This is a genomic window from Roseovarius sp. D0-M9, assembly GCF_037083805.1.
GTDB lineage: Bacteria > Pseudomonadota > Alphaproteobacteria > Rhodobacterales > Rhodobacteraceae > Roseovarius.
This window is the reverse complement of sequence record NZ_JBAPKZ010000050.1, coordinates 1-14,792: the sequence shown is the minus strand read 5'-3', so window position 1 is coordinate 14,792 and position 14,792 is coordinate 1. Positions and strand designations below refer to the sequence as shown.

Annotated in this window: 10 protein-coding genes; 6 read left to right on the top strand and 4 right to left on the bottom strand. The window is 60.7% G+C overall.

Annotation, left to right across the window (positions count from 1 at the left end):
* Positions 1-181: 181 nt before the first annotated feature.
* The 6 genes from V8352_RS19585 (at position 182) to tig (ending at position 8,874) form a co-directional block, all read left to right on the top strand.
* Entirely contained in the window at positions 182-904 is a 723-nt protein-coding gene (locus tag V8352_RS19585) for a gamma-glutamyltransferase (protein ID WP_336425969.1), read from the top strand.
* Between the two features lie 135 nt (positions 905-1,039).
* Positions 1,040-3,091: a hydantoinase/oxoprolinase family protein gene (locus V8352_RS19580; protein WP_336425968.1), complete on the top strand. Its 2,052-nt coding sequence runs from the start codon at positions 1,040-1,042 to the stop codon at positions 3,089-3,091.
* Positions 3,088-4,767, top strand: coding sequence for a hydantoinase B/oxoprolinase family protein (locus tag V8352_RS19575; protein ID WP_336425967.1), 1,680 nt, complete (start codon positions 3,088-3,090; stop codon positions 4,765-4,767). The genes V8352_RS19580 and V8352_RS19575 overlap by 4 nt, the downstream gene beginning before the upstream one ends.
* Before the next feature lie 116 nt (positions 4,768-4,883).
* Entirely contained in the window at positions 4,884-6,101 is a 1,218-nt protein-coding gene (locus tag V8352_RS19570; RefSeq protein WP_336425966.1) for an MFS transporter, read from the top strand.
* A gap of 147 nt (positions 6,102-6,248) precedes the next feature.
* A complete protein-coding gene (locus V8352_RS19565; RefSeq protein WP_336425965.1) occupies positions 6,249-7,403 on the top strand; it encodes a benzoate/H(+) symporter BenE family transporter in 1,155 nt (384 codons plus the stop codon).
* A gap of 109 nt (positions 7,404-7,512) precedes the next feature.
* On the top strand, positions 7,513-8,874 hold the full coding sequence (gene tig, locus V8352_RS19560; protein ID WP_336425964.1) for a trigger factor: 1,362 nt from the start codon (positions 7,513-7,515) through the stop codon (positions 8,872-8,874).
* Positions 8,875-9,034: 160 nt separating this feature from the next.
* Here the strand turns inward: tig and metG are convergent, their stop codons facing one another.
* The 4 genes from metG to V8352_RS19540 all read right to left on the bottom strand — a co-directional run bounded on the left by metG (position 9,035) and on the right by V8352_RS19540 (position 14,387).
* On the bottom strand, positions 9,035-10,753 hold the full coding sequence (metG, locus tag V8352_RS19555; protein WP_336425963.1) for a methionine--tRNA ligase: 1,719 nt from the start codon (positions 10,751-10,753) through the stop codon (positions 9,035-9,037).
* Between the two features lie 88 nt (positions 10,754-10,841).
* Positions 10,842-12,065, bottom strand: a complete 1,224-nt coding sequence (locus tag V8352_RS19550; protein WP_336425962.1) for an MFS transporter — start codon at positions 12,063-12,065, stop codon at positions 10,842-10,844.
* A gap of 607 nt (positions 12,066-12,672) precedes the next feature.
* Positions 12,673-13,017, bottom strand: coding sequence for an aldehyde dehydrogenase (locus tag V8352_RS19545; protein WP_336425961.1), 345 nt, complete (start codon positions 13,015-13,017; stop codon positions 12,673-12,675).
* Between the two features lie 59 nt (positions 13,018-13,076).
* Positions 13,077-14,387, bottom strand: a complete 1,311-nt coding sequence (locus V8352_RS19540) for a sulfite oxidase (RefSeq protein ID WP_336425960.1) — start codon at positions 14,385-14,387, stop codon at positions 13,077-13,079.
* Positions 14,388-14,792: the final 405 nt, after the last annotated feature.

Sequence of the window (14,792 nt, the reverse complement as noted above, 5' to 3'; positions counted from 1 at the left end):
TGCTCGTCTCGTCCGTCCCGCGCATTCCTCACCCCCGCCGATATCGTTCCGGAAGTGAATCATGTTCTTAAATCACTGTCGAGGCGGGACTATTTCCGCACCCTGTTAAAGGCTACGATGAACCAGAAACCCTCCGTTGTTCAAATCCTCAAATCTGTCCCACACGTCCTGACGTCAGACAATTCGCACCGTGGCGGAGGCGATGAAATACGCCACCATCGACAAGAATCGTTTTGTCGGCGATCCGGCCTTTGTCGATGTTCCATCAGATCGCCTTTTGTCGCGTGACTACGCGCAAGACTTGGCAGAGCGCATCAAGGACGGCGAGGTGTCCGAGGTGCCCCGGTTCGATCCGGCAGGTCAGTGCCGTGATACGACGCAAATCTCCATCGTGGACGGCGGCGGAATGTGCGTTTCCATGACCCATTCGCTCGGCATGCCTTCGGGTGTCGTAACAGACGGACTAGGCTTCATGTATAATGGCTGCATGGGCGTTTTTGATCCGCGCCCCGGGCTGGCCGGCTCGATCGCGCCGGGCAAGGCGCGGTTCAGCTCGATCTGTCCTTCAATCATTTTCAAGGGTGATGCGCCCTATGTGGTAATAGGCGCTCCGGGGGCAACCCAGATTGCCATGGGCGTCCTGCAAGCCGCCCTCAATGTGCTCGACTTCGACTGCCCCATGTTCGAAGCCGTTGCCCGGCCCCGCTTCTCGGCGACCAGCAATGCCATTGACGTAACCAATCGCATTCCGTTTTTCGTCACAGCGGCGTTGGAGCGTGAGGGTTACGAGGTCATCCGAAACCCTCGCAGCTACGGCATCGCGTGGGTGCATGGCATTCGCATCACCCAGGATGGACTGGAGGGCGGCGCAGATCCGGCAACGGACGGCATGGCCCTGCCGTGACAGGAAGCGGGCAGGGTGAGAATGGCAGGGTGCCCATACATGACTGCTCCTCACATCACCAAAAGGCCCTCAGGGAATTTTGCGCGATTTGAGCCGCTGGCATGACGCGAAGCTTGCAGTAACGGATGATAGATCATGATCGAAATCGGGGTGGATATAGGAGGCACATTTACGGACGTGGTTTGCCGTGCACCGGATCAGCCGCTGCGCGTGATGAAAGTACCGACGACCCGCAGCGATCCCAGCCGAGCCGTTCTGAAAGCGGTCGGCCAGCTGAGCGCGGAATGGGGCATCGCAGCCTCCGACGTGGCCCGGTTCGTTCATGGCACGACAGTTGCCACCAATGCAGTGATCGAGCGCAGAGGGCCCAAAACCGGCCTCCTCACAACCGCAGGTTTCGAGGACATCCTGGAAATCGGGCGCCAGATCCGCCACGATCTGTATGCAGCCGTGCTACATCCCGAAGAGCCGACCTACCTCGCGCCGGGCGCGCTGCGCCATGGCATTGTCGAGCGTATCGCAGAAGACGGATCGGTCGTGGAGCCGTTGGACGAGCAGAGTGTGCGTGATGCGGCCGCCAGTCTGGTCGCGGACGGTGTCGAGGCCATCGCGATTTGCTATCTCTTTTCATTCGTCAATCCTGATCATGAGCAACGCACCGCCGAAATCCTTCGCGAGGCCTATCCTCACCTGGCGCTGTCGCTGTCCAGCGAAGTCGATCCGGCTTTTCGCGAGTATGAGCGTACTGTCGTCACGGCCTTCGATGCCTATATCAAGCCGGTGATCGACCGCTATCTGACCAACCTCGAGGACGGTCTGGCCCACATCGGCGTTTCAGCCCCGCTTCAGATCATGCAGGCGCGTGGTGGTATAGCGTCCAGCAAGGTCGCGCGCCAGCGACCTGTGCGGCTCTTTTTATCGGGCCCTGCTGCGGGGGTGATCGGCGCCCAGAAGGTTGGCCAATCAGCAGGGCTGACTGACATCATCAGCGTCGATATCGGTGGCACCAGCTCGGACATTGCGCTGATCCGCGCGGGCCAACCACTGGTTCGACCTGACGGTCACGTTGCAGGTTACAACATTCGGGTGCCCATGGTCGACGTGAATGCCATCGGAGCCGGCGGTGGATCCATCGCGTGGATTGATGCAGCAGGCGGGCTGCGCGTCGGACCCCATTCCGCCGGGTCCGAGCCGGGACCGGCCTGCTACGCCCGCGGAGGAAAGGACGCTACGGTGACCGATGCGTCGATTGTCTTGGGGTATCTCGACCCAGAGTATTTCGCCGGTGGCACATTGCGATTGGACCCGGACCTGTCGTTCAAGGTGATCCGGGAAACCATCGCGGAACCGCTGGGCCTCACGGTCGAGCATGCGGCACTTGGCATCCATAGAGTAATCAACGCGCAGATGACTGAGGGAATCCGGCTCGTTTCGATACGCCAAGGCTATGATCCGCGCGAATTTGCACTGCTGCCGTTGGGAGGCGCTGGCGGCATTCACGCAGCGGCCCTTGCCATTGAATTGGGTATCACCCGTATCGTGATCGCGCAGCATCCTGGCGTCCTTTCGGCGACAGGACTACTCTCTGCGGCGATCGAGCATGAAGCTTCCGCCGCCTTCGCACAGCCCATTGCCGATCTTTCGGTGCAGGGTCTCCGCACTGTTCTCGGTGATCTGGATATTTGCTGCGATACGCTGATGCGTAGCGAACAGGTGCGCGCCGAAGATGTGGAGGTCCGCTATTTCGCCGATGTCTGCTATGTGGGGCAGTCTCATTACATCGAAATACCGCTGGCCCTGGAAGGCGATGTGGCCCGGTCGCTCTATGCCGGGTTCCGCGAGGCACATGACCGAATTTTCGGGCATGCCGCCGTTTCTCCAGCGCAAATCGTCAATCTGCGCGCGATTCACCGCGCCGGGGGCGAGACGCCACCTGACGATACGGCACTCGCCCATAACAGCGCTTTGGCACACAAGGGCTATCGGCACGTCATTATCCAAGGACATGATGAACCCATCAGTGCCGCGATCTACGACCGCCAAAATCTGGCCACGGGTGCAAAGATCGACGGCCCAGCGATCCTCGAGCAATCGGACACCACGACGCTTATGCCGCCGGGCTGGTCCGCCGAAGTTCTGGAAAACGGCAGTATCCTGATGTTCTACAGCGAAAGCACACCGACATGACGACGCCCAAGCACATCGACCCGGTCACGCTCGAAGTGGTTCGCAACAAACTGGAAGGCATCGCGAATGAGATGCAGTCGACCCTCTTGCGGTCATCCTTCTCGCCCATCGTTCGCGAAGGCCTGGACGCCTCGGCGAGCCTTTTTACGCTTGAGGGTGAATCGTTGGCCCAGGCCATCGCCATTCCCATTCACCTCGCGACGCTGATCCCGGTGGTGAAGCGCATTCTGTCCGATTTTCCTCCGTCAAAGATGCGGGAGGGCGACATTTATCTGATGAACGATCCGTATCTGGGCGGAACCCATCTGCCCGATATCGCACTGATCATGCCAATATTTTTCCAAGGCCAACCCATTGCCGTTTCGGCAACGATGACCCACCATCAAGACGTTGGCGGCATGTCGCCGGGGTCGATCCCCACGAATGCAACCGAGATTTTTCAGGAGGGGTTGCGCCTGCCTCCGCTCAAGTTCCGCGATGGTCCCGAGGCATTCGACCAAACGGTGATCCGCATCATGCGTCTCAACAGCCGCATTCCAGACACATTCATGGGTGACATACATGCGCAAGTCTCGGCCTGTACTGTCGGCGCTCGGCGGGTGGCGGCGCTGGGGGATGTCCATGGCGCGGAAATGATGTGCGCGCTTTTTGCCGAGTTGTTGGACCGCTCCGAGATCATGACCCGCGACGCGCTGATGAAATTGCCCCAAGGCACCTACACTTACGTGGATTTTAACGACAACGATGGGATCGAGCTGGATAAGCGGATCCGCATCGAAGTCGCTGTTACATTGGCTGACGGGCGCTTTGTCTGTGATTTCACCGGCACCAGTGACCAAGTCCGTGGTCCGTTCAATGTGGTCCCCTCAGGCAGCCAAGCGGCGGCCTATTTCGCGCTGCGCACGATCACCGGAGCCGAGATTCCGACGAATGGCGGATGCTTTCGTGCCGTCGACCTGATCCTGCCCGAGGGCAGTATTCTCAACCCGGTTGAACCGGCGCCGGTCAATTCCCGCACCGCGACGATCAAGAGGGCCACGGGGGCGATCCTAGGAGCGATGCGGGACGTGCTGCCCGATGTCGTGGGCGCTGACGCCGCTGGCGAGATGCTTGCCCTGATGTTCGGCGGAGTGCGGCAAGATGGTCGGCGCTACGTGGTGGGTGAATTGCTGGCCGGGGGCAGCGGCGCGGGCCCGAAAAGCGACGGCGTCGATGTGGTGGAAACCGATGCGACCAACTGCATGAACATGCCCGTCGAGGCGTTCGAGCGTGATGCCCCGATTCGCATCCTCCGATCTGCGCTGCGCCGCGATTCTGGTGGCGCCGGGCGCCAGCGTGGCGGTCTCGGAATCGAACGTGAATACTTCGTTCTGGAGGGTGAGATCACTTTCACCCATCGAGGTGAGCGGCACTTCTGTGCCCCATCCGGCGCCTTTGGCGGCAAGGACGGCATAACCGCCCACACGATCATTCACCGGGCCGATGGCACCGAGGAAGTCGTCCCGTCCAAACTCGTAACACGGCTCATGCCCGGCGATCGGGTAACAATCCGAACCGCAGGGGGCGGTGGCTTCGGCCCGCCTACCCAGCGGAGCCGCAGTGCGCTTCGGGATGATGTCGCGAACGGCAAGGTCAGCGCCGAGAAGGCACGCAAAATTTATGGGGCGCGCGACTGAGCGTTGTGCGCAGGTAGCAATGATAATGGTGATATTTCAAAGATTTAGGATTTGATGATGCGAGCGTTCCCTCTTCCCTTCTTGCCAGCGAAGCCGCGGGCGCGATCCGTGGGCGCATGACAGTTCCGCGCGCCTCCTCCTCGCCGCGCGCGATCCATCTGGCGGGGGTGCTGATCCTCTTTGGCGCGGCCTATTTTACCTCAATGTTCTTTCGTACCGTCAACGCGATCCTGTCGACGCAGCTCAGTGTGGATCTGGGCCTTGACGCTGCAGCGCTGGGGCTGATGACGGCGGCTTATTTTCTTGGACTGGGGCTGGCGCAGATTCCTATTGGGATCTGCTTGGATGCATATGGACCGCGCCGGGTACAAGCGGCGATGCTCTGTGTGGCGACTGTGGGTATTGCGCTCTTTGGCCTCACTGAGTCTGTCCCGCTACTGGTCGTGGCGCGGGCCATGATTGGCGTCGGAATGGCCGGGTGCCTTATGACGGCCTTTCAGGTGTCCATGCTGTGGCTCACCTCCGAGAAGGTCCCGCTTGCCAACGGTCTTTACCTCGCTGTCGGGGGTCTTGGCGCCTTGGCGGCAACGTCGCCGGTCACCTTCCTGCTGCAATTCATGACATGGCAACAGATGTTCCTGATGATCGCGGTCTTCACGCTGGGTATCGCCGCCGCAATCGCGCTGGTCACGCCCGAACAGCCGAGCACGCCCGGTTTACCATGGGGAGCGCGGCTGCGATCTGTCGGAGTGGTTGCCCAGAACCAAAGATTGCTGCGCTACCTGCCCATGACGGCCCTCTGCTTTGCAACCGGAACGGCGATGCAGGGGTTGTGGGCCGCCACTTGGATGCAAAGTGTCACAGGTCTTGATGCGCCTGTAATTGGCTGGACCTTGGCGATCATGGCCGTGTCGCTGACCGTTGGCTCAGCTGTGGGCGGCGTACTGACCGTTGCAATGGAGCGTCGGGGTCTAGAACTCAAACACGTGATACTGGCCAGCACGTGTCTCTTCATCCTCGCCGAGATTGGCCTTGGCCTCTTTCCATCCGAGGCAGGGGTCCTTCTGTGGGTTCTTTTTGCGCTGACCTACAATGTTGTAACGCTGTCCTACACCCATGTCGCACGCTCCCAACCAAGGGACTGCATAGGCAGTTCAACTGCGTTGATGAACACAGCCGTCATTCTGAGCACCTTCGTCGTCCAATACGGTCTCGGCCTCTTTCTGTCGTGGAGCGGTGAGGACAATACCGCCTTCGCGCTGATCTCGGCCCTCTGGGCGTTGACGGGACTGCAGGTCGCGGCGCTTATCTGGTGCTGTTTCCCGCGCGGATAGCGTCTCAGGCAGGCGCAGGCATTCGCGGCGGCCCAGGGCCTTGGCCGGTATCCGGCGTCTTTTTTCTCAAAACGCGGCATTCCCCCTGCCGCGCTGGCGCAGCATTCGCTATGCGTGCGTCTGCAAATCGACTGTAAGGGGGCCGTCATGCGCATGTCCGTCATCATTTCCGCCCTCGTCGCGGTCCTCGTGGGGTTTGGCGGATCGGTTGCGATCATCCTTTCGGCGGCGGACGCACTGGGCGCGAGCGAGGGGCAGAAGGCGACGTGGATCACTGTCCTTTGCCTGTCGATGATGGCAACGACGGCCATTCTCAGCATACGCCACCGCTTGCCCATCGTGACCGCATGGTCGACGCCCGGCGCCGCCGTGCTGGCGGGCGTTACCGCAACCTCGATGGAGGTGGCGGCGGGCGCGTTCATTCTTGCGGCCTTCATGCTGATTGCCACAGGTCTCATCCCCGCGCTGGAGCGCGCGGTCGCGCGCATTCCGGGCGAGGTGGCGTCGGCGATGCTGGCGGGTGTGCTCTTCAGCTTTGTCGCGCAGGCGGCGCTGTCGATTCCGGGGTCCGAATGGCTGGTGCTGCCGCTTTTGGCGCTGTTCTTTGTCGTGCGGGCATTCTCGCCGATCTGGGCGGTTCTGGCCGTGCTCGCGATGGGCGTGCCGCTGGCGATGTTTTTGGGGATGGCAGAGCCTGTCTGGCAGGGGGGGCTGCCGCCAATGCAACTGATCGTGCCGCGAATCGAGGCGGGCGCGGTGCTGGGCGTGGCGATCCCGCTCTACATCGTCACCATGGCGTCGCAGAACCTGCCGGGCTTTGCCGTGCTACGGGCGTCGGGTTATCCTGTGCCGGGCCGCTCGATCCTGACGATCACGGGCCTTGCGTCGCTTTTTTCTGCCGCCTGGGGGGCGCATAGCACCAATCTGGCCGCAATCACCGCTTCGATCTGCACCGGGCCGGATGCCCACCCAGATCCGGACAAGCGCTGGCTTTGCGGGCCGATCTATGCGCTGGGCTATGCCGCGATTGCGGTGGTGGCGATGCCTCTGGTCCTGCTCTTCGCCAGCTTTCCGCCCGCTCTGATCGCGGTTGTCGCCGGCGTTGCCTTGCTGGGCCCGTTCACGATGTCGCTCAGTGGGGCGCTGGCCACCGGGCAGAACGCCGTGCCCGCCGCCGTCACCTTTGTCGTTGCGGCCTCGGGCCTGAGCCTGATGGGCATCGGTGCCGCCTTCTGGGGGCTGGTCGCGGGCCTTGTGCTGGTTGGCATCGAGGCGGCCCGCGGACACCTGCGCAGGGGCTAGCTGCGCCCAAGACTCCCCTTGCGCGCAGACCTTTGCACCCATAGAAAGCGCTTGATTTTGACCGCCGCGGACGCCTCCGCGGCCCGAATGCAATGGATAAGGACGAACAATGCAGGTCACCGAGACCCAGAACGAAGGCCTCAAGCGCGCCTATACGATGCTCCTCACCGCTCAGGAGCTGGACGCCAAGGTCATGGACAAGCTGAAAGAAGCGCAGCCCGACGTCGAGATGAAGGGCTTTCGCAAGGGCAAGGTGCCGCTGGCCCTGCTGAAGAAGCAATTCGGTCAGCGCGTGCTGGGCGAGGCCATGCAAGAGGCCGTCGATGAGGCCATGAAAGCGCATTTCGCCGAAAAAGGCGACCGCCCCGCTGCCGAGCCCGCGATGAAGATGACCAATGAAGATTGGAAAGAGGGCGACGACGTCGAGGTCGAAATGTCCTACGAGGCACTGCCCGAGATCCCCGATCTGGACCTGAGCAAGATCGAGCTGGAGCGCCTGAAGGTCGTTCCCGATGATGCTGCGGTCGACGAGGCGCTGAAAAACCTCGCGTCGAACGCGCAGGACTTCGAGGACCGCAAGAAAGGCTCCAAAGCCAAGGACGGCGACCAGATCACGATGGATTTCGTCGGCAAGGTCGATGGCGAAGCGTTCGAGGGTGGATCGGCCGAGGATTACCCCCTCGTGCTGGGCAGCAACAGCTTCATCCCCGGTTTCGAAGAGCAGTTGGTTGGTGTGAAGGCCGATGAGGAAAAGGACGTTACCGTCAATTTCCCCGAGGACTATCAGGCCGAGCATCTGGCCGGCAAAGAAGCGGTTTTCTCTTGCACCATCAAGGCCGTGAAGGCTCCGAAGGACGCCGAGATCGACGACGAGCTGGCCAAGAAATTCGGCGCAGAGGATCTGGATGGGCTCAAAGGCCAGATCCGTGAACGCCTTGAGGCCGAATATGGCAGCGCCGCCCGCGCCGTCATGAAGCGCGCCATGCTGGACGAGCTGGACAAGATGGTCAGCTTTGACCTGCCCCCCTCGATGGTCGAGCAGGAAGCCAAGCAGATCGCGCACCAGCTGTGGCATGATGAGAATCCCGACGTTCAGGGCCACGATCACCCCGAGATCGAAACCACGGAAGAGCACGACAAGCTGGCCGAACGCCGCGTGCGTCTGGGCCTTCTGCTGGCCGAGCTTGGCCAGCGCGCCGAGATCCAGGTGACCGATCAGGAAATGACCCAAGCCATCATGGAGCAGGCCCGCCAGTATCCGGGTCAGGAGCGCCAGTTCTTTGAGTTCATCCAGCAGAACCAGCAGATGCAGCAGCAGATGCGCGCGCCGATCTTCGAGGACAAGGTCATCGACTACGTCGCAGAGCAGGCCAAAGTGACCGAAAAGGAAGTCACCAAGGCGGATCTGGAAAAAGAGATCGAGAAGNCGAGGACAAGGTCATCGACTACGTCGCAGAGCAGGCCAAAGTGACCGAAAAGGAAGTCACCAAGGCGGATCTGGAAAAAGAGATCGAGAAGCTGGACGAAGACGCGTAAACGCGCCTTTCAGCTGTTGAAATGGAAAAGAGCGGGCCGATTGGCCCGCTCTTTTTTCGTTCTAGCGGCGCTTTTTTTGCCGGGCAGGGTTAACGCTAGTCCCGCAAGCCCGAAAAACGCGCCTGCCAGTCCTCGCGCTGTTCATCCGTGATCTTGGCAAAGGCCACGTCGGGCACGGTAAAGGCATGGCCCGGCTGCAAGACCTCCAGCGCGGCGGGCACGTCGTCGGGCCAGCTGTCATCCTCTGTCTGCATAGCTTTTAGCATATCGGCCGCCGCGTCCGGCACGAAGGGTGCGCTGAGCACGCCATAAAGCCGCACGAGGTTCAGCGCGAGGCGGATCTGCGCCGCCGCCTTGTCGGGATCGGTCTTGAACGTGGTCCAGGGCGCGACCGATTGCAGATACTCATTGCCTGCGACCCAGATCCCGCGTAGCTCGGCGGCGGATTTGCGGACCTCCATCGCCTCCATGTGCTGCTCGTAGGCGCGCACACGGGTGGTGATGCTCTCGATCAGGGCGGCTTCGTCGGGGCCGAAGGTGCCGGCCTCGGGCACTGCCTCGCCAAATTTCGAACGGCAGAACTTGGTGACGCGGCTGACGAAATTGCCCAGCACGTCGGCCAGATCCTTGTTCACCGAGGCCTGGAAATTTTCCCAAGTGAACTCGGCATCCGAGCTTTCGGGCGCATGGCTCAGCAGCCACCAGCGCCAATAATCCGGGGGCAGGATGTCCAGCGCCTGATCCATGAAGACGCCGCGCCCCTGGCTGGTGCTGAACTGGCCGCCATCATAGTTGAGATAGTTGAACGACTTGATGTAATCGACCAGTTTCCACGGCTCGCCGCTGCCCAGAATCGTGGCGGGAAAGCTGAGCGTATGGAAGGGCACGTTGTCCTTGCCCATGAACTGCGTATAGCGCACGTCATCGGCGCCCTTGTCGGTGCGCCACCAGCGCTCCCATGCATCGTCGCCAAGGCCGTGCGCTTCGGCCCATTCCCCGGCGCAGGCGATGTATTCGATGGGCGCGTCGAACCAGACGTAGAATACCTTGCCCTCCATCCCCGGCCAGTCCTCATCACCGCGTTTGACCGGGATACCCCAATGCAGATCGCGGGTGATGCCGCGATCCTGAAGGCCGTCACCATCGTTCAGCCATTTGCGCGCGATCGAGGTGGTGAGCAGGGGCCAATCGTCTTTTTCGTCGATCCACGCGTTCAGCTGCGCGCGCATGCCCGCCTGCATCAGGTAAAGATGCTTGGTCTCGCGCACTTCCAGATCGGTCGAGCCGGAAATGGCGCTGCGCGGGTCGATCAGATCGGTCGGATCCAGCTGCTTGGTGCAATTCTCGCATTGATCGCCTCGCGCCTTGTCGTATCCGCAATTCGGGCAGGTGCCCTCGATATAGCGGTCGGGCAAAAAACGCTCGTCCGCGATGGAATAGACCTGCTTTTCGCTGACTTCACGGATCAGGCCCTGATCGGCCAGGCGCCCCGCAAAATGCTGTGTCAGTTTGCGGTTCTGCGGGCTGGAAGAGCGGCCGAAATGATCGAAGCTGAGGCGAAAGCCCTTGGCGATCCCGGCCTGCACGCCGTGCATCTCGGCGCAGTATTGATCCACCGGCTTGCCCGCCTTCTTGGCGGCCAGCTCGGCGGGGGTGCCATGCTCGTCCGTGGCGCAAAGGAACATCACCTCGTGGCCGCGCCCGCGCAGGTAGCGCGCATAGAGATCCGCAGGCAACTGGCTGCCCACGAGATTGCCCAGATGCTTGATCCCGTTGATATAGGGAATTGCCGATGTGATCAGATGCCGTGCCATGCCGCGCCTCGCTTGCTGTCTTGGCCCCGCTTTAGCCTAGGGGCGCCGGCTTTGCCAGAGGAGGAGGCTTTGCCAAGTGCGTGGGCCATCACCCCTTGTCGCGAAAGCGCTGCGTCAGGCGACCGATGATGAACGATGTGCGCGGGCTCCAGACATAGCGTGTGCGCTCCGTGTTCGTCGGACGAACGCGCATCCGTGTGAGGCCAAAGACGACAAGCACGATATGCGCCGCCGCGATCATGATGAACATCGCCGAGGGCCCGAATCCTTCGATCAGCTTTGACGCGACCAGCGGCGCCGCGATGGCCCCCAGCGCAAAAAAGAACATCAGCGCCGCCGACAGTTCGACCCGCTGGTCCGCAGTGGCAAAGTCATTGGCATGGGCCGCCGACACCGAATAGATCGGAAAGGAGGTCAGGCCAAAGAAGAACGCGGTCAGCATCACGCCATTGGCCGACATCGCGCCAAGCCAGGCGGTTACGATGCAGCAGACCACGGCCGCGGCCGAGAGGCCGATCAGCACATGGCGCCGGTCGTATTTGTCCGCCAGCCACCCCACCGGAAACTGCGCCAGCGCCCCGCCCAGCACGAAGGCGGCGAGGAACCAAGCGATCTGTTCGACCGCCAGCCCGACCTGCTGACCATAGAGCGGCCCAACCATCCGGAACGTCGCGCTGCTCAGCGCGGCGGTGACCACGCCTGCCGCCGCAAGGGGCGAGCAGGCGATCGCCAGCATGGGCCGCAAACGCGGTGCGCTCGGTGTCTCGGGCTGCTCGGCCCGTGTCAGGGTGATGGGCAAGAGCGCCGCGCAGCAGATCAACGCGAGGATATTGTACGAAACATAAGAGGCAGGCTCGAGCACCGAGATCAGCATCTGCGCAAAGAGCGAGGCCCCCATATCGGCCACCCTGTAGATCCCCATGGCGCGCCCGCGCGTCTCGTTGGTCAGCTTGGCCTGTAGCCAAGCCTCCAGCACGGTGTAGCATCCGGCAACGCAGAGCCCCATCGCGATCCGCATCAGCGCCCAGGCCCAGGCGTCGATCACCATCATATGCGCGATCAGCGACATGGCCCCGGTCGCGGTAAAGGCGGCGAAGGCGCGGCTGTGCCCGACGCTGCCCATCAGGCGCGGCGCCCACCAGCATCCGATGAAGAACCCCAGAAAATGCGCCGAGCCCAAAAGGCCGATGTCAGCCGTCGAAAAATCGAGCGCGAGACCGCTCAGCGCATCGAGTGGTCCAAGGCCGCCCGAGGAGAGCTGCATCAGGATCACCGACAGAAACAATGCCGCAAAGGAGATTATCATGCGCATCGTTCTGTCTTTCTCAACTGCCTGTTTGCCCGGCGAGATTGCACAGCAGGCAGAGCAAAGCCAAGGCCGCCCGGTTCATCTTGGAAAAATACTCCCGCGACGGAAGTATCGTCAAGTGAGAAAGTGTATCCTTATCAATGGTATAACTCCGAACCTCCGTTGGGAGCCATCTTTCTAACTACATTTCGAAGCACGCTGTCAATTGGGAGCGTTAGTCCAACCTCACTGGACTATTGAGGTCGACGTTGGCGCATGCCGGGCCTCTGGTGTCAACGACGGACACGCTCGTCGCAGAGCTTGATTGAAAGCGACTTCGCTATCGTGGACCTGAAAGACATTCTTGGCCAAATCGAGGCCGCCAGTTGTAACCTGCATTGGGGAGCTCCTCTCATAAGCAGTCGATAACAACTGCAGTATGGCGCAACGCGACGCCGGGTGGAGCAGGAACTATCCACAGCAGCCGGTTCGGTGACGCTGCTATGCAGTTTGCGAACGGACGGCGAGAGGCAGCTCTTCGCCGATGGTGGCGGCACTTCATATCTGCATAGACGTGCGGTAAGCCGTCAATCCCTACGCTTGGTGCGAAAGTCTGAAGCGTGCAGCCTGCCTAAGGACGAGGGAAGTTGGGGCGGTCTTCGTTATAATGCATTGACAGATAGTCCAGAATTTCGCTTCTCTCTGGCTCGTCTATCTCCATCATTCCCTGTTCTTCTACCATCCAAACCAGAAGATCATCCCAGTGATCGCGGGAAAGACCTTGCTGGGCGATAATCATTTCCGAGTGGCAGGCGATGCAGGTATAGTACGTGACTTCCACGCCCGGCTCATCAACCAGTTGACCAAATTCGGACTCTTCCTCGTCGGACGATTGGGCTTGGATCGATACCGCGCCAAACACCATCATTGCGCCAATGCAAAAAACAAAGAAGGCGCGCGCTTTTACGAAGGACATCTACCGCTCCCGTTTGTCGAAGTCTCAGGGCGACCTGTTGGGGCCGCCCTGTATCCAGATCAGCTGACTCTCAATCCAACCCTGTGCATGGTGTTGTTCAGGTACCCTTTTGCGTTCCAGTCGATGGCGAAAGGTTGCATGATACCGTCACTGTCGGTCGCGCGTGCCCAAACCTCGTAGTAACCTGCTTGTGGGAAAGATACTGTGGCGCGCCAATTCTGCCAAGCGCCGTCATTCACCGCATCATCTAGGCTGGCGTCCATCCAAGTCTTGCCAAAATCCATCGAGATTTCCAATTTGGAAATCGAGCGGTCACCGGCCCACGCATGACCGCGCACTTCGGTCTCCGGCTCCGACAGATCCGTTCCGTTGGCAGGGTATGTGATAAGCGATTTCACGGGCATGCGCTCAATTATGACCCAGTCCTCTTCCGGAATTTCGTCCCCTGGCGCCACAGGGTAGGCGGGCACCTTGTAGGATGTGCCAGTCATCTTGGCTCCATCATGCACGACGTCGCGCAACTCGATGCGGGTGAGCCACTTTTGCGAGCATGAACCAGGCCAGCCAGGCACGACCAAGCGTAAAGGAGCGCCGTTCATCGGATGCAAGGCTTCTCCGTTCATCTCGAATGCGATCAAGATGTTGTCCGTCAGCGCCTTTTCGATCGGCAGGCCGCGCGACAAAGGCCGCTTGTCGGCGTCACCGGACAAGTGAATGTCGGCTCCGTAATGGGCCGTATAGATGGCGTCAGACTGTACGCCCGCCTTTTCCAGCACGTCCTTGAGCCGAACACCCGTCCACTCCGAGCACGCAATTGCACCATAGGTCCACTGATTGCCCTTTGCAGGCGGATCAAAGAACGCTCGGCCGTTGCCCCCGCACTCGAGCGCCAGCGCCTGCGTCACGACCTCGAACTGGTCTTTAAGGTCCGCGATTGTTAATTCCAGCGGCGTATCTGTGAAGCCGTCAATTGTCAGCGTCCAATCCGCAGCATCCATGTCGTCCGGCAGCAATCCGTTGTTACGAATGAAGTGCCGATCCGTTGGCGTGATTGCATCATCTAGCAATTCGGGCGGTGTCTCGGCATTGACAGGGCGATCATTCAACAACGTCAGCCCGTCCTTGCCAGCAAGCGGATTGTCCTGAGCCATTGCTGCCGGAACAAATCCCAAGGGCAAATTGCCGCCAAAGGGGATTGTCGTGCCAACCATCGTCGCAAAGGTCGCCAAGCTCGTCCGCTTCAGAAACTTGCGCCGGTCAGGGCTCGCCACATCGGAGGGTTCGCTGTACTGCGAGCCGCCGCTCTCCTCCGCTACGGCCATCGCATCAACGGTCCTCGCATCAATGCCTTGGTTGTCATCTTGTGCCATTGTTTCCTCCCCAGGCTGCAAATGTGGGCTGCTTGGAGTGGAGCCCACTGACATCAACATTCTCCAAGTGTGATGGCTTGGTATCTTGTTCCTGTTTTTCGTAAAAATCAAGTTTGACAGTGAGCTACTCCGCATTCCTTGGACAGGGTCTGGCGCTTTCTAAGCTCTTCTCTTTTGACTTGGCCTCCAACTCTGGACTGCCGACCTGAGCGTCTTACCGGTGCAGGCGCTACTCGTGGACAAAAAACCAATCGCCAAGGTATTCGCAGACCACCTGCCCGTGCAGTCGTGCAACACGCTTGTCTTATGCTGATCGCGGCTCTTGTGCGAAGAGAGAGCCAGCGCGCGCCACGCCATTTATGGCGCGCGCTGGCGGTGGCTGGATCGTCACAGGCTTGGTTGTGA

Excerpts from the sequence above, each read along its gene's own strand:
- V8352_RS19580 (WP_336425968.1), top strand. The coding sequence starts at position 1,040 with ATGATCGAAATCGGGGTGGATATAGGAGGCACATTTACGGACGTGGTT.
- V8352_RS19575 (WP_336425967.1), top strand. The coding sequence starts at position 3,088 with ATGACGACGCCCAAGCACATCGACCCGGTCACGCTCGAAGTGGTTCGC.
- V8352_RS19570 (WP_336425966.1), top strand. The coding sequence starts at position 4,884 with ATGACAGTTCCGCGCGCCTCCTCCTCGCCGCGCGCGATCCATCTGGCG.
- V8352_RS19565 (WP_336425965.1), top strand. The coding sequence starts at position 6,249 with ATGCGCATGTCCGTCATCATTTCCGCCCTCGTCGCGGTCCTCGTGGGG.
- metG (WP_336425963.1), bottom strand. The coding sequence starts at position 10,753 with ATGGCACGGCATCTGATCACATCGGCAATTCCCTATATCAACGGGATC.
- V8352_RS19550 (WP_336425962.1), bottom strand. The coding sequence starts at position 12,065 with ATGCGCATGATAATCTCCTTTGCGGCATTGTTTCTGTCGGTGATCCTG.
- V8352_RS19545 (WP_336425961.1), bottom strand. The coding sequence starts at position 13,017 with ATGTCCTTCGTAAAAGCGCGCGCCTTCTTTGTTTTTTGCATTGGCGCA.
- V8352_RS19540 (WP_336425960.1), bottom strand. The coding sequence starts at position 14,387 with ATGGCACAAGATGACAACCAAGGCATTGATGCGAGGACCGTTGATGCG.